Genomic DNA, 21,028 nt, shown 5'->3' with positions numbered 1-21,028 from the left:
ACAGCCGTGAAGTTATGCGTACCGTCGCTCAGGCCCGAGGAAGGCGTGAAGGTCTACGCGCCGCTCGCATTGGAGGTGGTGCTGCCGATGACCACGCCATTGTCGTAGATCGCCACGGCTGTGTTGGCCGAAGCCGTGCCGGTCAGTTGCGGAGTGCCATCGTTGGAAACGCCGCCATTCGCGACGGTACCGGTGTTCGGCGCCACGTCGTCCACGATGCCGGTGATGACCGGCACTGACGGGGGCGTGGTGTCCACCGTGATGGCGAAGGCATTGGAGGTCGCTCCGGTGTTCCCTGCGGCATCCGTGGCGGTAGCGGTGAAGCTGTATGTCCCCTCGCCCAGCGCCGGCGATGGACTGAACGTCCAGTTGCCGCTCGCATCCACCAGCGTCGTGCCGATCGACACTCCGTTCGCCAACAGCGTCAGCGTCGATCCCGCCTCGGCGGTGCCGCGAAGGAGCGGCACTGTGTCGTTGGTCACGCCGCCATTGGCGACCGAGCCCTGCACGGTGCCGACATCGTCGGTAACGCTGGAGATCGTCGGCGCGGCAGGGGCGCTGGTGTCGACCCGGATCGCGAATGGCGAAGAGGCAGGGCCAAGATTGCCTGCGGCATCCGTTGCCCGAACGGTAAGGCTGTGATCGCCCTGGGCAAGTGCGGCAGGAGGGGTGTAGCTCCAGGCGCCAGACCCGTTCGCGGTGGTGGTGCGACCAGCGTGCCGTTGTCGTAGATCGAGACGGTGGCATTGGCCTCCGACGTGCCCGAAAGCGTTGGCCGGGTATCATCGGTGGCCGCGCCGTTCGCCAGCGCGCCGGTACGGCTTCCCACATCGTCTGTAACGCTGGCGATCAGCGGAGCCGAGGGAGGCGTGGTGTCCACGACGACGACGTAGGCCGTGGACGATGGACTGACGTTGCCCGCTGCATCACGCGCCGTGACGGTAAAGCTGTGTGGTCCATCGGACAGCGGAGATGGCGGCGTGAAGCTCCAGGCACCCGCCCCGTTCGCCGTCGCAGTACCAAGCAGGACCGCGCCGTTGTAGACCGAGACGATGGAGTTTGCCTCGGCGGTGCCGGACAGGAGCGGCGTGGCATCGTCGGTAACGCCGCCGCTGGCGACCGGCCCCTGCGTCGTGCCGACGTCATCGGCGGCGCCAGTGATGGCAGGCGTTGCAGGTGCGCTGGTATCGACGGTGAGATTGAAGACGGTGGTTGCACCGCTCTGATTGCCTGCCGCATCCGTGGCCGTAACGGTCAGGGCATGCGGTCCGGAGGACAAGGGGCCGGAAGGCGTGAAGCTCCATGCGCCGGAGGCATTTGCCGTGGTCGTGCCCACCAGCGTCGCCCCATCGAAGATCGATATCGTCGCATTGCCCTCTGCCGTTCCGGCAAGGGTCGGACGGGCATCATCCGTCGTCGCGCCGTTGGCGAGCGGTCCCTGGATCAGGCCGACATCATCCGTGACCGATGCCAGGACCGGCGTGCTCGGCGCCGTGTTATCCACCGTCAGGCTATAGGTGTTCGATGTCGCGCTCTGGTTGCCTGCCGGATCGGTGGCAACAGCGGTCAGGTTGTGGAGCCCGCTCGACAGCGGCGTGGAAGGCGTGAAGCTCCATGCGCCGGACCCGTTGGAAGTGGTGGTGCCGACCAGCGTCGCGCCCTGATAGATCGAAACCGTCACATTGGCGGGAGCGGTGCCGACCAGCGTCGGCCGCGCGTCGTCGGTTACCCCGCCGCTGGCGACCGGCCCCTGGATCGACCCCACGTCATCGGTGGCGCCGGTGATGACAGGCGTTGCCGGCGCCGTGGTGACGACCGTGACCGTATAGGCCGGGGAAGGCAGACTGACATTGCCGAGCGTATCGGTGGCAGTGATCGTGAAGCTGTGGCCGCCTTGTCCCAGCGGTGTCGTGGGCGTGAAGGCCCAATTGCCCGCGCCGTTGGCCGTGGTCGTTCCCAGCAGCGTTGCGCCGTCGTAGACGGTTACGGTCGCATTCCCCTCGGTCGTGCCGGAAAGCGTGGGCCGCGTATCGTCGGTCTGGCCGCCGCTGTTCACGGAGCCTGTCACCGGACCGACATCGTCCGTCACCGTGGCGATGGCCGGCGGCGAAGGAGGCGCGCGGTCGATCGTTGCCGTGCCGGGAGGCGAAGCGTTTCCGGCAGGGTCCACCGCCACTGCCCTGACCACGGTCCCGTTCGAGAGCGGCGTCGGCGGTGTATACGTCCAGTTTCCGGACGGGTCCGCCAGCACCGAGGCATCGGTGTTGCTATCGCCATCGAAATCGAGATTGACGGTAGCGCCCGCCTCTGCCGTGCCTGTCAGGGTGGTGCCATTGCTGGCATTGACCGTGGGCGCCGCGGGAGGCACCGTATCGACCTCGAAGGCGAGCGGCGGGCTGTTGAGGCTCTGCACGCCGTTGTCCGTAGCCGTGGCGGTAATGCTGTGTGCGCCGTCTCCCAGCGCAGGGGAGATGCTCCACTCGCCAAACGTATCGGCGATTACGGTGCCGATCTGGACGCCATTGTCATAGATGGTGACAAGCGAGCCCACTTGCGCCGTGCCGTGAATCTCGGGAACCGGATCATCGGTAACGCCGCCCGGACCGATCGGCCCCTGCGTGGTGCCGACGTCATCCGCGATTACGGGTGCTGACGGGATCGGCGGCGGTGTCGTATTCATGCCGGTATTGACGATTTCGGAATCGCTGCCCGAAACGTTGCCGGCCGCATCGACGGCAACGACGGTGATCTCCGTGCCATTCGGAAGTGTGGGGCTGAAAGTGACGCTCCACTGCCCGAAACTGTCTACCGTGGCAGTCGTATCGGGAACGCCGATGGCATCGGTATGAACCTGGATCACCGCGCCGGCCTCTCCGGTGCCGGACACCGTTGTGCCGTCGGTCGGGTTCAGGGTCGGGTCGGCGGGAGCTGTCGTATCCACGCGAACGGTGTAAGCGACCGATTGCGGGCTGACGTTACCGGCCCGGTCGGTTGCCGTAACGGCGAAGTTGTAGTTGCCTTCAGGCAAGACGGGCGAGAACGACCAGTCTCCGTTGATGTCGGCAGTGGTCGTGGCCGGATAGGCGGACCCGTTGATATAGAGGGTGATCGTCGCACCGGCTTCCGCCGTACCGGAAATGACCGGTTGCGTATCGTTGGTGGAGCCCCCGCTCGCAACCGTTCCGGTCTGCGGCAGGACATCATCCGCAACGGTCAGGATCGTAGGTGCCGGCGGCGCATTCGTGTCCACGGAGAACACGAAGGGAGCCGAGGCCGTGCCGGTGTTTCCGGCTGCATCGGTCGCGGTGATCGTGATGCTGTGCGATCCCTGCCCCAGCGGTGCCGAGGGCGTGAAGGTCCAGTTTCCGGCATTGTTGGCCTGTACGGTTCCGATAGCCGATCCGTTGTCGAGTATCGTGACGGTCGCATTCCCTTCCGCCGTTCCGCTGAGCACCGGCAGTGTATCGTCGGTGGAGCCGTTGGCGCTGACGGCCCCCACAACCGCGCCCTGATCGTCCGTCACGGCGGTAAGCGCGGGAACCCCCGGCGCAACCGCATCCACAGTGATCGTCGTCGCGCCCGAGACGTTCCCCGCCGCATCCACCGCCGTTACCGAAACCGGCGTGTTGTTCCCCGGATTGCTCGGCAGAGTGTAGCTCCACTCTCCCGAAGCATTGGCCTGTACGCGCGTGTCGATCGACCCGTTGTTGCCGATATCGATATCGATGAAGGCGTTCGCCTCCGCCGTGCCGGACAGAATCTGCCCGTTACTGGGGTGGACGGAAGGTGCGCCCGGCGCGGTTGCATCGATGGTGAAGGCGAAGGGCGACGAGACCCCGCTGGTGTTTCCAGCCGAATTGGTCGCGCTGACGGTGATGCTCTGCGCGCCTTGTCCCAGGGTTGGAGTGTAGCTCCAGGCGCCGCTGCCATTGGCCGTCGTCGTCGCCAGCAGCACGCCATTGTTGAAAATGGATATCGTGGCATTGGCTGCAGAGGTGCCGCTGATGAGAGGCGTGGTGTCGTTGGTGAGCCCTCCGTCCGTGATCGGTCCGGTTATGTTGGGCGCGTTATCCGTCAGCGACGTGATCTGCGGCACCGGAGGAGGCACGGTATCGATCGTCACGGCATAGCTGTTGGAAAAGGCGCTGACATTGCCCGCGCCATTGGTTGCCATGGCGGTGAAGCTGGGTGTTCCGCTCAGGGCGCCGGTCGGCGTGAAGCTCCATGCGCCTGTTCCGTCCGCCGTCGTGGTGCCGAGCAGGCTGCCGTTCGCATAGACGGAAACCACGACATTGGCGGCCGAGGTGCCGGTTACGGTCGGCTTGCTGTCATCCGTTGTGCCGCCATTGGCGACCGTACCCTGAGTAGCGCCGATATCGTCGCTCACAAGCGTGATGACGGGTGCTGCCGGCGTGCTCGTGTCAAGCGTGACGGTATAGGCCGGGGAAGCCGGGCCGAGGTTGCCGGTGGCATCGGTCGCCGCTGCGGTGAAGGCATGCGGGCCGGACAGGAGCGGCGTCGAGAGGGTCAGGGTCCAGGTGCCGGAAACGCCCGCCACCGCCTGCCCGATCGCGGCGCCGTTATCGTAGATGGTTACCGTCGCACCATGCTCGGCGGTGCCGCTGATGACCGGCAAAGTATCGTCCGTGGCGCCGCCGTTCGCGACGGTCCCGGTCTGCGGCCCCACATCGTCCGTCACGCTGACGATGGCCGGAGCGGCGGGCGCGGTGCGATCAACCACGATGCTTTCGGGCGCGGAGGTATTGCCGGCCGCATCCGTGGCCGTGACGATCACGGTCACCCCGTCCGCAAGTTGGAGCGGCGGATTGTATGTCCATATGCCGGAACCGTTTGCGGTTGTCGTCACGTCTACCGTGCCGTTGCCGTCGAGATCGAGGTTGATCGTCGCATTCGGTTCGGCCGTACCGCCAAGGGTGGTTCCCGTGCTCGGATTGATCGTGGGATCAGCGGGCGGCGTTACGTCGACAACAAGGGTAAAGGTTCCCGAAGGCACGCTCACGTTGCCGGCCGCATCGGTAGCGACGGCGGTGAAGTTGTGCGGCCCCTCCGCCAGCGCGGTGCCGGGCGTGAAGCTCCAGATGCCAAGGCCGTTCACCGCCGCCGTGCCGATTGCATTACCGTTGTGGAAGATGGTGACCGTCGCTCCCGGTTCGGCGGAACCTGCAAGCGTGGGAAGAATATCGTCAGTGACCGAACCGCTCGGCAGCGGCCCCTGAACGGTGCCGACATTGTCGTTCGCGCTACCGAACAGCGGCGCGGCCGGCGGTGTCGTGTCCACGGTGACAACGTAAGGCGATGACAGCGCGCTTTCGTTGCCGGCCGCATTGATGCTCATCACGGTGTAGCTGTAAGTGCCCTGCGCCAGAGGCGCCGCAGGCGTATAGTTCCAGCCGCCCAGGGCATCGGCCGATACCGTGGCCACGGGAATACCGCCGCGCAGGATCGTAACGGTGGAGTTGGGGGCTGCCGTGCCGGAGAGGCTCGGCTGGGTGTCGTTGGTGATGCCGCCATTGACGACGGCGCCCTGCTCCAGCCCCACATTGTCCACTGCGATCGCGATTGCGGGCGTGTCGGGCACGGAATTGTTGATCGACACCACGTAGGCCGGCGATTGTGCGCTGACGTTGCCAGCGGCATCCGCAGCAGTGACGACGAAGCTGTGACTGCCCTGCCCCAGCGCCGAAACCGGCGTGAAGCTCCATGCCCCAGAACCGTTCGCCGTGGTCGTGCCCAGCAGCGCGCCGTTGTCGTAAACGGAGACGGTTGCATTGGCCTCCGATGTGCCGGTCAGCGTGGGGCGTGCATCGTCCGTGGTTCCGCCATTGGAAACGGGCCCCTGGCTGTCCCCGAAATCGTCGGCAATCGACGAGATGGCAGGCGCTGCCGGAGGGGTATTGTCGATCGTCAGAGTGAAAGGTGCGGAATTGGCGCTGACATTGCCTACCGCATCGGTCGCCGTAATCGTGAGTGTATGGGTTCCCTGGCTCAGCGGCGCGGTGGGCGTGAAGGTCCAGCTCCCCGCCCCGCTTGCCGTGGTCGTTCCCAGCAAGGTTGGGCCGTCGTAGACGGATACCGTCGAATTGGCTTCCGCCGTGCCCGACAAAGCCGGTTGACCGTCATCCGTGGACGAACCGCTCGCCAGCATGCCCTGGCTCGCGCCGACATCGTCGGCTGCTGATGTTACGACGGGCGCTGGTGGCGGGCTGCGATCAATGGTGGTCGAACCCTGAAGCGAGGTATTCCCGGCGGCGTCCGTAGCGGTGGCGATCACCGTACTGCCATCGGCTAGCGGCGTGGCCGGGGTGTAGGACCACGAACCCGAAGGGCCGGCCTGCACCGTGGCATCCACGGTGCCATTGCCGTTCAGGTCCAGCCGAACCACGGCGCCTGCCTCGGCCGTGCCGGAGACCAGCGATCCGTTGGAAGGATTGATGACAGGCGCCGCAGGGGCCGTCGTATCCACGGTCAGGCCGAAGACAGGCGTGGCCTGGCTTTCGTTACCCTCGCTGTCGGTAGTGGTGAAGGTCAGGCTATGTGCGCCCTGTGCAAGGGTCGGGGTAAAGTTCCAGGCCCCCGAGCCATCAGCGACGACCGTACCGAGGAGGTTTGCGCCGTCATAGATCGAGACCAGGACACCCGCCTCGGCCGTGCCCGCCAGTCGAGTTGGGTGTCATCGGTCACCGCACCATTGGCCAGCGGCCCCTGCACCGTGCCCATGTCATCGGTGGCCGAAACCAGCACGGGAACCGGGGGCGGTGTACTGTCCAGCTCGGCATCCACGGTGGTGGTTGCCGCAGGCGACGGATTCCCAGCCGCATCGGTGGCGATCACACTGACGACAGTTCCATCCGCGAGCGGGGCGGCAAAAGTGACGCTCCACTGCCCACCGTCTCCGGCGATCACGCTGGCGTCCGGGGTTCCATCGCCGTTCGTGTCCACCGTAACGGTCGCCCCGGCCTCGGCCGTGCCGGACAGGGTTATGCCATCTGTCGGGCTGAGCGTGGGCGCGGCGGGTGCGCTGAGGTCGATCGTAACGGCATATCCGGAAGACGGCCCGCCTACCCCGCCCGCCTCGTTTACGGACGTGACGGCGAAGATGTGGTCTCCTTCGGGCAAGGCCGCCGCCGTGAACGTCCAGTCGCCCGATCCGTTCGCGATGGCCGTGCCGAGCAGCACGTCATTGTCGTACACGGAGACGGTAGAGCCTGCTTCGGCCGTGCCGCCGATCGTCGGCGTGGCATCGTTGGTGAGACCTCCGCTGGGCACGGTGCCGGTCTGCGGCGCGGCATCGTCAACGACCCGGAGAATGATAGGCGCGACGGCCGCTTCGATATCCACGACCACGGTCACGGGCGGCGAACTGTTTCCGGCCGCATCGCTCACCGTGATGATGACGGTCGTGCCGTCGGGAATGTGTGTGGTGGGCACGAAGACCCAGTCCCCCGCGGCATTGGTGAGCGCGGTCCCGTCGATCGTGCCGTCATCGCCGAAGTCGATGTTGACGACCGAACCCGGCTCGGCCGTGCCGGTCAAGGCCGCGCCGTTGCTGGGGTCGACCGTGGCGGCCAGGGGCGGCACGGTATCGACCGTGAACGCGAAAGGCTGCGACGGGGCGCTCTCGTTGCCGTCTCCGTCGCTTGAAGTGAAGGTCAGGCTATGGCCGCCCTCTCCCAGTGGAGGAGACGGGGTGAACTGCCAGTCCCCATCGCCGTCAACCGTGGTCGAGCCGATCAGCACGCCATTGTCGTAGACGGAGACGGTCGATCCCGGTTCCCCGCCAGACCCGCTGAATTCGGGCGTGGAATCGTCGGTAATCGCCCCGTTCGCGAGATTACCCTGGATCGCGCCCGTATCATCGTCCGCGCCGCCCACGCCCGGCACGGGCGGCGGGGTCGTGTCGATGTCGCCATCCACCGTGACGGTCGCTGCCGGCGAACTGTTCCCGGCCGCGTCTGTCGCCGTGGCACTCACCACCGTGCCATCGGCAAGCGGCTCATCCAGCGTCACGCTCCAGCTGCCGGTAGGCCCGGCAACGGCGGTTGCATCGGGGGTTCCATCACCATCGACGTCGATCGAGACAATGGTGCCCGCCTCGGCGGTGCCGGAAACCGTGATCCCGTCCGTCGGATTGAGCACGGGCGCCGTCGGAGAGGCGGTGTCCACCGTCAACTCGTAAGCCGGAGATGCCGCGCTGACATTACCGACCGCGTCCTTCGCGGTGATCGTGAAGCTGTGATGGCCTTGTGCCAGAGCGCTGGGCGGCGTGAAGCTCCAGGTGCCTGTCGAACTCGCCGTAGCGGTGCCGATCAGGGTGCCGTTGTCGTAGATGGAAACGGTCGATCCCGCTTCGGCCGTGCCCGATAGCGCCGGACGGGTATCATCGGTTGCGCCGCCGCTTGCGACATTGCCCTGGATGGCCCCGACATCGTCGGCAGCCGCGCTGATCGTCGGCACCGCGGGAGGCGCGGCATCGACCGTGACCGATGCCGGCGTGCTGACGTTCCCGGCAGCGTCCACCGCTCTTACTGTAACCGTGGTGCCGTCGGCGATCGGCGTCGTCGGCGTATAGGTCCAGCTTCCGCTTGCGTTGGCCGTCACGGTGGCATCGGTGGTGCCGTCACCGTTGATGTCGATACGCACTGTGGCGCCGGGTTCCGCCGTTCCGCTCAGGACAGTGCCGTTTGTTGCCGCCACGGTCGGCGCGGCCGGAGGTGTCGTATCCACCGGTTCGTCGGAGTGACCACCCCCGCCGCTGGCAGCAAGCGCGATCCCCCCGCCCACACCCAGCGCGCCCAGCGCGAGCAGAGCGCCCGTGCCGATCCCGCCGCCGCCAGCCGCACCCAGCGGCGACATGCTGAAATCGAGAGGTTCGGTCGAAGCGTCGGCAGGCGCGAAGCAGGCGGCATCTCCAAGATGGACGAGCCACTGTTCGCCGCTGCCCGGATCGCCGAAGCTGAGCTGGCCGATATCGTCCGCCGGACAGGCAAAGTAGCCGTCCAGACGAATGGTGGAGCCATCCGAGAACGTTATGACGAGATCGTCACCTTCGCGGACCATCGAGGACACGCTGCTGGGCGGCGCCACTACCTTCACATTGGAACCTGGCTGGACGGCGATCTGCGTGACGCCTTCCCGTGCCGTGGTGGTATTGACGGTCCGGGTTGTGCGATTGGTGATTTCGACACGCTTTTCCATCGAACGTCTCCCAGAAAGAAGGATCGCCTCGCCGCCTGGCGGCGCGTTTTGGGCAGCGTTCTGGAAAGACGCGTGCGCGGGGAGAAATATCCGCGTGTTAGCTCCGTCATATTACGGCTAAATCAGCGTTTATCCGGAACGTGCAGATCGTATTCCAGGCCATACGAACTTTCGTTACGTCATCATGGCCAGCAAAATTGCGATAGATATCGTGGATACTATTATGAGGTCACCACATCCCTGACAGGTTTATTCTATTTTTACTGAGTGCATCGATAGGTTCGCGTCTCAATCGCGAACAGCACTTTCCCGTCCGCTTCGGATGGATTGCCGCAGTGAAATTGGGAATGCGGATCAAGAACTTCGGTCAGGAAGTGCGGCATCGGGCGCTGCCGGATAGGGATGCGCGCAGTATTGAACGCAAGGCGGCCCCTCATGGGCGGCATCTTCCCCGGCTTTGCGGGGTAACGCCGCAATGCGCCCGATCATCGTCAAGTTACCGAAAATCCAGTCTTATGCGTCGTTTGCACGCTTTCCGGATCGAGACGGCACGGCAGATCTCCCCGGAAAAGTCCGTAATCGCACGGAACTGGATGAAACCCTTCGGAATTTCCTGCTCCGACCGGATAGCCCAAGCCTGCCGGTCAGAACGCCCGGCAATACGTCAGGTGCAGTGAGACTGCCCGCCGCTGCCGGTAATGCCGTCTGTCGAGCCGGTCGGATTGAGACTGCGGTCGTCGCGGATCAGAAAGGCCGCCTCCTGGTGGAAGCTCGTGTTCTTGACGAACATGTCCCCGAACAGCGGCTGGTAGTGGAAGAAGACCTCGACATACATCACCGCCGAATTGGCGGTCGCGTAGATCTTGTGATCGGTCTGCCCCATGCCGTCGAGCACCTTGCCCGTCTTGCCGGTGCCCGAAATCCCGTAGCTTGACGCGCGATCAAGCTCCCCGCGGCACCTCTGCCAATGGATATACTGGCGATTGGAAGCGGAATCGATTTCCAGACTGGACAGGATGATCCTGCCGTTCGCGTTGAAATCGAAGGAAGCACCTTCCGACAAGGCCCCCCACATCACTGAATCGACCTGGGTTTCGGTAACGGTGGGCGTTACCGAACTGTTGTCGGTCTGGCCGAGCCGAGAGGCGTTGTCCGCCACCGACGTGGCGATCTCGCCGACCTGCATCTTTATCATCGACATGTAGGCCAGTTCGGTACCGTAAAGCCCCAGCGTCAGCAGGACCGGCAGGACGAGCGCAAACTCCAGGATCGACACGCCGCTCCGATCCCGGAGCAGTTTGCCAAGACAGGTGGCAAGCGGGCGCAGCAATGCAACTCGCCGGTTCATCTGCAGGTCCCCGCCGCGGAACCATAAGCCTGTTGCAGCGAGTAGGGCTGGTTCTTCTTGACCGCCGTTGCGCTGAGCGTGCGCGTGGCGTCGCGGTTGGTCAGGCCGGGAATGGGGAACAGTGGGCTGTAGGTGACATTGACCTTGTAGATCACGACATCGTTCGCGCCGCCGTTACCGCTTTTTCCGACGTCGGCATCCCACTGCCCGTTCTTGTTCTCGTCCGTATAGGTCTCGCCGTTATCGCATATGCCGTTGTTGTTCTTGTCGTTCCACGATTCCGGCCGGGCAATGTCGGTAAAGTCGTAGTAGCTGGAGCGCGAGAATTCCACCACGGCACCGGGCGCGACGCCGCCCACGATCTTGCTGACGAACGCATCCTCCGTTGCCGTGTCGGCGGTTTCCAGCGTCGCGTTACGGGCAACCTGCTGGACCGCACCCTGAAGCACGGCCCGGACATAGGCCATGTGTCCGATGTCGAAGATTCCCATCAGGAGCATGATCAGCACCGGCGCCGCCAGCGCGAACTCAACGGCCGTCACGCCTTCCCGGGCGGCGCCGCAGCGGCGCAGCAGGGCCGCGAAGCGACGCACCGGGCGATGATGCCCGCTACGCTTCACTGGGTAATCCTGAGCTCGCCGACCTGCTTGGCGATTTCCTGGAAAGCGGAATCGAGTTCCGTGGAATTGTTCGCGGTGAACGAACTGTCATCCGAAGCGCAGGTCTGGAGATCGGTGGACAGGGCCGAGGTAAAGGCGATCACCCAGACCCGGATGCCCTTCGCCTTGATCGCCTCGCAGACCGAGAGGAAGCGCTGCGTGTGGCGTGCGTCCTCCTGGAGCTTCGAGCCATCGCTCGTCGTGCGGCGATCCCACCATTCCATCCCCCACGCGGTAGGCACGTAGTTGGCGGTATCCATGTAGCCGTCGGTCATGAAAATGATGTGGCGCGAAACTTCGCCGCCGTTCGACGGATCCTTGTTCACCACGGAACCGAAGATGCCGTCGGGCGAAAGCAGACGCCCACCCCAGATCATCCCGATATCAAGATAGGTTCCGCCCACCGCCGTCAGCGAATCCGCGTAGGCATTGAAGCTCTTCTGGTCCATTTCCTGGAGCAGTTGCGATTTTGCCGGGCAGTAGGTTCCAGCCGAAGCGCCTGTCGTGCCAGGATCGAGCGTGTAGGTGTTGGCGCGCTTCCGGCGCGGCGATAGGAAATCTCCGGCCACAGCGGGGCCCAGCGCGTCGCATTGCCCGTTCCCGGCGCAGTATCGATATCCACGTCGAGCGCGCCGGAAGGGGACATGCCGGTAATGGAGGAGTAAGAAAACTTATCGCTGTTGACCGTCTGGCGCTCGATGATGCAGCCGCCCCAGGTATAGGAAACCGACGCGCCGTTGGTTCCGTTGTTGACCGCGGTTGCGGCAAAGGTCTTGAACAGGCTCGTGTCGCGCGTCAGCTTCATGTATTCGAAGTGATCGAACGTATATCCCGACGTCGGCGCATTGGTCGTGGCGTTCGTGTAAGGCTGGGTCGTGACCTTGTCGCGCGTGTACGTATAAGTATAAAGGTAATACTTGCTGCCGGACTTGGCGCAAGAATACTCCATCTTGCGCTGCGGCTGCGTGGTCACGACGTTGACGACGACATTGGGGCTCGTTCCCGAAGTCGAAGTCGTGCTCGTGGCGGAACCGTAGTCCTTGTAGTCCGTATCGTTGGCAGAGAGCGCCGAATTGCAGGCGCTCGACGAATTGTAGCTCTTCGACGTGTTGCTGCTGCCCGCGTTCTTGTACTCGACCGTCGATGTGCCCTTCGTCCCTTTCGAGACATTGTAGAACACCGGCTGGCGCGACTGGTAGTCGGCGGAATTCGCCAGGAACGCCGGATTGAGTTCGGAAAGCAGGTGCCCGACGTTGACCGTGGAACTGTAGGGAACGAACCCGTAGCGGACGCGGGCGTTGGTATCGTTCGTCGCGGTGGAGAGCGTCTTGTAGAAGTTCTTCACGGCGGAACGCAGGGCGGCGATGCGGGTGGAACTGCCCAGCGCTTCCCCCATCGACCCTGTCGTGTCGAGCACCATCATGACATCCGCGTTGCCCACGCCCATCGAGGACGTGCAGTGAACGTTGACCGGAAACGTATCGTAGCCGACCAGTCGCATGATGAGCGTGTTGACGGTGGTGGAAGCCGTGCCCTTCACCGTCTGGCCATCGTCGTCGGACGTGGAGTCGAAAGTGGTTCCCGTGCTCTCGTGCACACCATCGTTGAAATTGGTCGCGAAATAGTTCCTTGCGATCGCCTTAGACGCTTCGTCGAGTCCGTTCGTCGTCACCGAGCGACGTCCGGCGAGTACTGCCGCGTCACAAGCGGCCTGAAGCTGGTTCTGTACCTTGTAGGTGCGGCTGATATCGACCGCGGCACCCACCACGACGACCGCGACCAGCATTCCCACCGCAGCCATGGGCAGGATATTGCCCGAGGCATCCCGAAGACAGTCTCGCAACCAGTGATGGATTTGGCGCATCGGTTAACCAGTCTTTCGGCTAGGATTTTCCGCAGGATTTCAGCCGTCTCCTAGAGGAGATTGCTTAATGAAACCCTCACCCAGCGTGGACCGCCTTCCTTCACGAAGCGTCCCGAATTTCGGGAAACACAGGATTTACCACGATTTCTCCGGAACCAATCGCAACGCAGTGCGTTCAATCTCCCGATCCGGGGACCGTCTCGAATTTTTGGGGGAAGATTCGGTCCGCCTGCAGCCGGCCTTTTCCCTTGAGATTCGTAATGTCGCCCAGCAAGGCTCTCAGTTCCCACGTCCAGCTTGCGCTTGTCATCATTGTCGTTCTGGGCCTTGCCCTCGTCATCGACATCACGATCCCGCTCGGCACCGGAGTCAGCGTCCTCTACCTGCTGCCCACGGTGATCGCCTTCGTCGCCAGGCGGCCGATCACGCCGGTGCTGGCAGCCATTGCCGGCGTAGGCTGCGCGATAGCCGCCTATTTCATCGCGCCGCAGGGACTCGGGCTGGAAATTGCGCTGACGAACCGGGCATTTTCGGGCGTGACCAATTTCCTGCTAGCGGCGATCGGCTTCGTCCTGATCCGCTATCGCAATTCCAATCGCCATGAACAGTGGCTGCGCGAGTGCGAGGCCGACCTTGCGCGCGCCACGGCCGGCAGCATTCCTCTGGGTGATCTCGGCGACCGCGCCCTCGCCTTCCTTGCGGAGCGCTTCGGCGCGATCGCCGGAGCGCTCTATGCAACGACGACGGCGCGTTCCGGAAGATCGCGACATATGGCGTGCCCGCCGATGCAAGCGTCCCGGAACGCATGGAGCCCGGCGAGGGTCTATTGGGCGAAGTCATGCGCCACGGCCGCACCACCACGATCACGCAAGTTCCCGCAGGCTACCTCTCGTTCGGCTCCGCTCTCGGCCAGTCCACGCCCGCTCGTCTCGTCCTCGGCGCACTCAGGTGGATGACAAGGTCAACGCGGTCCTGGAACTCGGCTTCCTGGACACGGCCGATGCCCGCCCGGAAGATCTCGTCTCGTTCCTGGACATCGTGGCGAATTCGCTCGGCATCACCCTGCGCTCTGCGAAGTACCGCGCCCGGCTCGAACACCTGCTCGCGGAGACGCAGCAACAGGCGGAAGAACTCCAGAACCAGAGCGAGGAACTGCGCGCCACCAATGACGAGCTGGAAGCGCAGAGCAAGCTGCTGCTCAACTCGCAGTCCCAGCTTGAGGAACAGCAGGCGGAACTCGAACGCAGCAATTCGCAGCTTGAGGAACAGGCCCAGTCGCTCGAAGCGCAGCGCGACGAATTGACCCGCTCGCAAGCGCGCCTGCGCGGCCAGACCGAGGAACTCGAACAGGCCAGCCGCTACAAGTCCGAATTCCTCGCCAATATGAGCCACGAGTTGCGCACGCCGCTCAACTCCCTGCTGATCATGGCCCGCCTGCTTGCCGATAACCGGCAAGGCAACCTTTCAGGCGAACAAGTGCGTTATGCCGAGACCATCGAGTCCTCAGGCAACGACCTGCTCACGCTCATCAACGACGTGCTCGATATCTCCAAGATCGAGGCAGGCAGGCTGGAACTGGACCCCCGCGACGTCCCGGTAGGCGCCATCCTCTCCAAGCTCGAAAACACGTTCGCGGCGGCGGCGTCCGGCAAGGGCCTGAAGCTCAGCATGAACCTCGCCGAAGGCGCGCCGGGAACGATCGAGACCGATCCCCTCCGGCTTGAGCAGGTTCTGAAGAACTTCCTGTCGAATGCAGTCAAGTTCACCTCGGACGGCGAAGTCTCCCTCACGGTCGGCGCGCTGGCGTCCGGCCGGGTTGCGTTCTCGGTCCGGGATTCCGGGCCCGGCATCCCGGAAGACCAGCAGGACGCGATCTTCGAGGCATTCCGCCAGGCCGATGGCGGCATTGCCCGCAAGTACGGCGGCACCGGGCTGGGCCTGTCGATCTCGCGCGAACTGGCGCACCTGCTCGGCGGTGCGATCACGCTTCACAGCATTCCCGGACAGGGCAGCACCTTCACGCTGGAAATTCCCGAGCGCTTCGCGCCTCGCGAGGCAGGCAGCGCGCCCGGCGTGCCCGGCAAGGCCACACCCACCCCGACCCCGGCCGCCACGACAAACGACTCGCCCGGAAAGCCGCCGCGGCCCCTCCCCGCAGGACGACCGTGAAACGCTGTCGGGCGATTCCCGCGTTATCCTGATCGTCGAGGACGACCCGGCCTTCGCGCGCATCCTCTGCGATCTGGCGCATGAAGTCGGTTTCGAGTGCCTGATCGCCGGCACCGCAGACGAGGGAGCCCTGCTCGCCCGGCAATACCTGCCGCAAGCCGTGATCCTCGACATGCACCTGCCCGATCACACCGGGCTTTCCGTGCTGGACCGGATCAAGCGCGATACCCGCACGCGCCATATCCCGGTGCACATCGTCTCGGCCGACCACGACGACCATGCCGCGCTCGCCAGCGGCGCCGTAGGCTACCTGTTCAAGCCGGTGAGCCGGGATACGCTGGTCGACATGCTCGAAGGCCTCGAGGCGCGGATGGACCAGCGCCTGCGCCGCGTTCTGGTGGTGGAGGACGATCCCCGGCAGGCCGAAGCGATCCACCTTCTCCTCGCCTCCCGCGATGTCGAGACGGTGGACGTGCAAAGTGCTGCGGATTGCCTCGCCCGGCTGGGCGAAGAGACGTTCGACTGCATGGTGCTGGATCTCAACCTGCCCGACATGTCCGGGCTGGACCTGCTCGAACGCCTCTCGCACGACGAGAGCGTCGCGTTCCCGCCGGTCATCGTCTATACCGGCCGCGAGCTTTCCGAAGAGGAGGAGATGCGGCTTCGGCGCTACTCCAAATCGATCATCGTCAAGGGCGCCAAGAGCCCGGAACGCCTGCTCGACGAAGTGACGCTGTTCCTGCACCAGGTCGTCTCCGAACTGCCGGACGAGAAGCAGCAGCTGCTTGCCCGCTCGCTCGGACGCGATGCCGCGCTGGAAGGCCGCCAGATCCTCGTCGTCGAGGACGATATCCGCAACATCTATGCGCTGACTTCGGTTCTCGAACCGCACGGCGTACAAGTGCGCATCGCCCGCAACGGCATCGAGGCGCTGAACGAACTGGCCCGCGCGGCGGACAGTGACGGCGCCCCGGTCGATCTCGTATTGATGGACGTGATGATGCCGGAGATGGACGGCCTCACCTGCACGCGCGAAATCCGCAAGCAGGGTCAGTGGCATTCGCTGCCGATCATCGCACTGACGGCCAAGGCCATGGAACGCGACCACCGCGAATGCCTTGAGGCGGGCGCCAACGACTACCTGTCGAAGCCGCTCGACGTGGACAAGCTGCTCAGCCTCGTGCGCGTGTGGATGCCGCGATGAAGCCGATGTCACGAAGGTTGGCGGAGGCCGTCGAGGATATCGAAGTCGATCTCCTCGTCGAGGCCATCTGGCGGCGCTACCAATACGATTTCCGCGACTATTCCCGTGCCTCGCTGCTGCGCCGCCTGCAACGTGCGCAGTCCCATTTCGGCTATCCCCATCTCTCCAGCCTGCTCGACCGCATTCTCCACGATCCCGACAGCCTGAATGTCCTGATCGGGTTCTGACCATCCAGGTCAGCGAGATGTTCCGCGATCCCGAGTATTTCCGGGCGATCCGCGAGCAAGTGATCCCGCACCTTCGCACATGGCCCTCCATCAAGGTCTGGGTTGCAGGCTGCGCCAATGGCGAGGAGTTCTATTCGCTGGCGATCCTCTTCCGCGAGGAAGGGCTGGACGATCGCACGATGTTCTACTGCACCGACATCAACCCGGCAGCTCTCCTCAAGGCAGAGGCCGGGGTCTACGAGATCGAGCGTATTGCAGGGTTCTCCCGCAATTATATGGAAGCAGGCGGGAAAGGTTCGCTTTCGGACTATTACACCGCCAATTACGGCGTCGCCCGGTTCGACCCGACATTGCGCAAGCGCGCGGTCTTTGCCGATCACAATCTCGCCAGCGATGCCGTGTTCTCGGAAGTCCAGCTTGTCTCTAGCCGCAACGTGCTGATCTATTTCGACCGGGCGCTTCAGGACCGCGCACTCGGCCTTTTCGCCAGTTCGCTGCCGCCCGGCGGCTTCCTGGGCCTCGGTTCGAAGGAGACCGTCCACTTTTCCGCCGAGGGCGATAGCTTCGCCGACTTCGCGCCGATCGAGAAGATCTGGCGCCGCACCAAGCACGACGTGCAGGAGGCCGCCTTTGCTGAATGAGCCGCTCAAGATCCTTGCGGTCGACGATATCAGGGACAACCTTCTCGTGCTCGAAGCCGCGCTGGACCAGCCCGGCGTCGAACTGGTCACGGTTTCCTCGGGGTTCGAAGCGCTGGAAGCCATGCTGCGCGACGATTTCGCACTGGCCCTGCTCGACGTGATGATGCCGGAGATGGACGGCTTCGAACTCGCCGAGCTCATGCGCGGGACCGAGCGCACGCGTGCCGTGCCGATCATATTCCTCACCGCCCTGGCCACGGACGAGCGGCGCAAGTTCCTCGGATACGAGGCCGGCGCCGTGGATTACCTGCTCAAGCCGCTCGACATGGTCGAACTCAATTCCAAGGTCGCGGTCTTCGTCGAACTCGCCCGCCAGCGGCGCGAGATCGCCCGCCAGCGCGACGAACTCGGCCTGGCCCTCGGCCGCCTTCGCGCGCATGGCGACAACTCCCCCCTCGCCGTTCTGGAAATCGACGCCAACCTGCGAATCGTGAGCTGGTATCGCAGCGCCGAACGCGAGATCGGCTTCGCGGCGCAGGATATTCTCGGCCTCAAGGTAGAGGACGCCCCCTTCCTCCCCGTGGCAGACCGTCCGCGCTTCCTGGACGGGATGCGGGCCCTGCTCGGCGGTGAGGACCGCAGGGAGAAGCAGGACCACCGCTTCGTGCGCGCCGACGGTGCCCTTCGCGAAGGCGAATGGTACTGCTCCTCGCTGGTCGGCACTGGATCGCGCGGCGCCAGCGTGATGATCGAACTGATCGACGTGACCGAACGCCTGCGCGCCGAAGAGACCCAGCGGCTGCTGATCGGGGAATTGAACCACCGGGTGAAGAACACCCTCGCGACGGTTCAGGCCATCGCCTCGCAGGGGTTCCGGCACGCCCGGTCTCCCGAGGGCTTCCACCAGTCGTTCACCGGCCGCCTGCAATCGCTTGCCCGCGCCCATTCGCTGCTGAGCGCAACGACATGGGAGCCCGCCAGCCTGCGCCGCCTGATCGCCGATCAGGTCGCCATCGGCGCGGTCGGCGAGGATCGGCTGAAGCTCTCCGGCCCGGACGTGGACCTGCCGCCGGAACTCGCCCTGCGCTTCTCGCTCATCATCCACGAACTGGCGACCAATGCCCACAAGTACGGTGCACTCTCGAACGAGGCCGGAACGGTCACGCTCGACTGGTCGCTGAAAGGACAAGTGCTGTCGCTCGCCTGGAGCGAGCACGGCGGCCCTCCCGTTTCCGTCCCGGAACGGCGTGGCTTCGGGTCCACCCTGATCGAGAACAGCATGGCGGGTGACGGCGCCCGGATCAGCGCGGAATATGCACCGGAAGGCGTGCGCTGGCAGTTGGTCCTGCCGCTCTCAGATGCCGCCGCCGAAGCGCCTGCTACCGTCGATGAATCGCCGCTTTCTCAGCCTGCCCCGGACGCCCCTACTGCGGAAGCCGCGCCCAGTCCGCAGGCGCTCAGGGTGCTCGTGGTCGAGGATGAGCCGCTCGTGGCCATGGAGCTCATGATGGAGATCGAGGACTGGGGCGCATCGCCCCTCGGCCCCGCGACGTCGTGCGATCAGGCGATCCACATGATCCGAGACACCGTGCCGGACCTGGCCCTGCTGGACGGCAACCTCAACGGCGAGAGGATCGATGCCGTTGCCGACGAACTGGCCGCACGCGACATCCCCTTCGCTTTCGTCAGCGGCTACGACCGGCAGCACCTTCCAAGCGGCCACAGCCACAGACCGATGCTGGGCAAGCCGTTTCTCGGCACCGAGGTCTGCGCCATGGTCAGGAGACTGGCTGCCGAAGCCGGCGCCGTGACGCCCTGAAATGGCAACCGGCGGCGCAGCGGGGGAACCTTTCAGCCTTCCTTCGGGTTTCTTCGGGACGGAAGAAGGAGCATCGCCTATGGCCTTGACGCAAGAACGCACCTACCGATCCGAACGTATCTGGACGCCCCGCCCACCACTGGATCCCGGCCTCCGCCGGCGTTTCCATGGGCCGATCCAGCCGATGGAAGAGCCCACGTTCCTCGAACGCCTGTTTGGCCGGCATTGAATGATCGTTTGAGAACGATCCTGCCCGGCGCTAGGTCGGAAGCATGTCTGCAACGCCTCCCCCATCCGTCCTGTTCGTCTGCCTCGGCAATATCTGCCGCTCCCCGCTGGCCGAGGCGGCGTTGCGCCATGCCGCGCAGGCAGCCGGACTGGAACTGACCGTTGATTCGGCCGGAACCGGGTCCTGGCATATCGGCAAGGGGCCCGATCCGCGTTCCTGCGACGAGGCATCCCGGCACGGCATCGACATCGCCCACTATCGCGCCCGGCAGGTCACGGCCCGGGATTTCGACCGTTTCGATCGAATCGTCGCGCTGGACGCCAGCAATCTGGCGAACCTCGAACGGATCGCACCCGCCAGCCCCCACGCCCGGCTTTCGCTGCTGCTGGACCATGTGCCGGGCATGGAGGGGCAGGATGTCGACGATCCCTACTTCGGTGGTCCGGAAGGTTTCGTGACGACGTGGGAACAGGTGAGCGAAGCCGCGCGGAACCTCGTCGCCGAATTTCTCGATGAACGCGCTGGTCGAGGGCACTGATTCGCAATCCGGGACACGGACTTCCTGCCCGTTCAGGGCACGGCTCGAGGTTCGCCGGGCAATCCTCCGCAACGGCATGCCCCGGTCGCGGCCCGGTTCGATCCCCCTGCCTCAAGCCCCGTTTGCTTTTGGGCCTGCTTTCATTATATGCCCGCTCGAACGCCCCGGCCCGCAGTCGCCAAAGCGACTTCAACGTGCCGGGGCTCGCTCTTTTACAGTTTCAAGGACGAACACGCATGTCCCGTCGCCGCCAGATCTACGAGGGCAAGGCCAAGATCCTCTACGAAGGCCCTGAACCCGGCACCCTGATCCAGTACTTCAAGGACGACGCCACTGCGTTCAACGCGCAGAAGAAGGGCACGATCCAGGGCAAGGGCGTGATCAACAACCGCATCAGCGAGTACGTGTTCACGCGCCTCAACCACATCGGCGTGCCCAACCACTTCATCCGCCGCCTCAACATGCGCGAGCAGCTCGTCCGCCAGGTCGAGATCATCCCGATCGAGGTCGTGGTGCGCAATGTGGCCGCCGGTTCGATCTCGAAGCGCCTCGGCATTCCCGAGGGTGAGCCGCTGCCCCACACGCTGATCGAATATTATTACAAGGACGATGCCCTGGGTGATCCGATGATCGCCGAAGAGCACATCGCCTGCTTCGGCTGGGCCACCAACGAGGAGATGCAGGACATCGCCGCGATGGCCATCCGCGTGAACGACTTCATGTGCGGCATGTTCGCGGCGATCAACATCCGCCTTGTCGACTTCAAGCTCGAATTCGGCCGTATCTGGGACGGCGACTACAGCCGCGTCATCCTCGCGGACGAAATCAGCCCCGATGGCTGCCGCCTGTGGGACATGTTCACCGGCGAAAAGCTGGACAAGGACCGCTTCCGCCGCGATCTCGGCGGCGAGGAAGAGGCCTATCAGGAAGTCGCCCGTCGCCTCGGCCTGCTGCAGGACGATAACGGCCCGAGCGAAGTCTTCGACCTGTCGAAGCACCGCAAGCTGCGCGGCAAGTAAGGCCTTCAGCGATGCTCACGAAGGCCCGGCCGCCGCAAGGTGTGCCGGGCCTTCTTGCGTCTGGAGCATTCACAAGTCCTCACAGTTCACCTCTC

Annotated in this window: 12 protein-coding genes and 2 pseudogenes; 7 read left to right on the top strand and 7 right to left on the bottom strand. The window is 64.5% G+C overall.

All coding sequences use genetic code 11. The features are described 5' to 3' along the window. Positions 1 to 53: 53 nt before the first annotated feature. The 7 genes and pseudogenes from ADT71_RS32425 to ADT71_RS25150 form a co-directional block, all read right to left on the bottom strand. Positions 54 to 575, bottom strand: a complete 522-nt coding sequence (locus ADT71_RS32425) for an Ig-like domain-containing protein (RefSeq protein ID WP_369818338.1) — start codon at positions 573 to 575, stop codon at positions 54 to 56. 323 nt (positions 576 to 898) lie between these two features. After that, positions 899 to 6,643: pseudogene (locus ADT71_RS31715) on the bottom strand (Ig-like domain-containing protein); the annotation flags it as partial. Continuing rightward, complete coding sequence (locus tag ADT71_RS31710) at positions 6,547 to 9,216, bottom strand: Ig-like domain-containing protein (RefSeq protein ID WP_054441321.1); 2,670 nt, start codon at positions 9,214 to 9,216, stop codon at positions 6,547 to 6,549. The gene ADT71_RS31710 and the pseudogene ADT71_RS31715, both read right to left, overlap by 97 nt. Positions 9,217 to 9,880: 664 nt before the next feature. After that, positions 9,881 to 10,564, bottom strand: a complete 684-nt coding sequence (locus ADT71_RS25160; RefSeq protein ID WP_054441317.1) for a TadE/TadG family type IV pilus assembly protein — start codon at positions 10,562 to 10,564, stop codon at positions 9,881 to 9,883. Continuing rightward, positions 10,561 to 11,184 carry a TadE/TadG family type IV pilus assembly protein gene (locus tag ADT71_RS25155; RefSeq protein ID WP_231636177.1) on the bottom strand — a complete coding sequence of 208 codons (624 nt, stop codon included), beginning with the start codon at positions 11,182 to 11,184 and terminating at the stop codon, positions 10,561 to 10,563. Before ADT71_RS25155 ends, ADT71_RS25160 begins: the two co-directional genes overlap by 4 nt. Continuing rightward, positions 11,181 to 11,672 carry a hypothetical protein gene (locus ADT71_RS34470; protein WP_231636176.1) on the bottom strand — a complete coding sequence of 164 codons (492 nt, stop codon included), beginning with the start codon at positions 11,670 to 11,672 and terminating at the stop codon, positions 11,181 to 11,183. The genes ADT71_RS25155 and ADT71_RS34470 overlap by 4 nt, the downstream gene beginning before the upstream one ends. Continuing rightward, the gene (locus tag ADT71_RS25150) at positions 11,633 to 13,087 is read right to left on the bottom strand and encodes a pilus assembly protein TadG-related protein (RefSeq protein ID WP_231636175.1); all 1,455 of its coding nucleotides are present in this window, start codon (positions 13,085 to 13,087) and stop codon (positions 11,633 to 11,635) included. The genes ADT71_RS34470 and ADT71_RS25150 overlap by 40 nt, the downstream gene beginning before the upstream one ends. Before the next feature lie 260 nt (positions 13,088 to 13,347). On the opposite strand from ADT71_RS25150, the gene ADT71_RS34465 reads away from it, so the two are divergent. The 7 genes and pseudogenes from ADT71_RS34465 (at position 13,348) to purC (ending at position 20,933) form a co-directional block, all read left to right on the top strand. Continuing rightward, positions 13,348 to 14,043: a hypothetical protein gene (locus ADT71_RS34465; RefSeq protein WP_231636174.1), complete on the top strand. Its 696-nt coding sequence runs from the start codon at positions 13,348 to 13,350 to the stop codon at positions 14,041 to 14,043. Next, the gene (locus ADT71_RS34460; RefSeq protein ID WP_231636173.1) at positions 14,036 to 15,256 is read left to right on the top strand and encodes a HAMP domain-containing sensor histidine kinase; all 1,221 of its coding nucleotides are present in this window, start codon (positions 14,036 to 14,038) and stop codon (positions 15,254 to 15,256) included. The genes ADT71_RS34465 and ADT71_RS34460 overlap by 8 nt, the downstream gene beginning before the upstream one ends. Before the next feature lie 4 nt (positions 15,257 to 15,260). Next, positions 15,261 to 16,460: a response regulator gene (locus ADT71_RS34455; RefSeq protein ID WP_231636183.1), complete on the top strand. Its 1,200-nt coding sequence runs from the start codon at positions 15,261 to 15,263 to the stop codon at positions 16,458 to 16,460. A gap of 5 nt (positions 16,461 to 16,465) precedes the next feature. Further along, positions 16,466 to 17,328: pseudogene (locus ADT71_RS25140) on the top strand (protein-glutamate O-methyltransferase CheR). Then, positions 17,318 to 19,147: a response regulator gene (locus ADT71_RS25135; RefSeq protein WP_054441315.1), complete on the top strand. Its 1,830-nt coding sequence runs from the start codon at positions 17,318 to 17,320 to the stop codon at positions 19,145 to 19,147. Before ADT71_RS25140 ends, ADT71_RS25135 begins: the two are co-directional and overlap by 11 nt. Positions 19,148 to 19,419: 272 nt before the next feature. After that, positions 19,420 to 19,914, top strand: a complete 495-nt coding sequence (locus ADT71_RS25125; RefSeq protein ID WP_054441311.1) for a low molecular weight protein-tyrosine-phosphatase — start codon at positions 19,420 to 19,422, stop codon at positions 19,912 to 19,914. Between the two features lie 236 nt (positions 19,915 to 20,150). After that, positions 20,151 to 20,933: a phosphoribosylaminoimidazolesuccinocarboxamide synthase gene (gene purC, locus ADT71_RS25120; RefSeq protein ID WP_054441309.1), complete on the top strand. Its 783-nt coding sequence runs from the start codon at positions 20,151 to 20,153 to the stop codon at positions 20,931 to 20,933. Positions 20,934 to 21,028: the final 95 nt, after the last annotated feature.

The sequence above is a fragment of the Novosphingobium sp. ST904 genome (genome assembly GCF_001298105.1).
Taxonomy (GTDB): Bacteria; Pseudomonadota; Alphaproteobacteria; order Sphingomonadales; family Sphingomonadaceae; genus Novosphingobium.
Note: the sequence above shows the minus strand (reverse complement) of the source record. Positions and strands in the feature narration are given on the sequence as shown.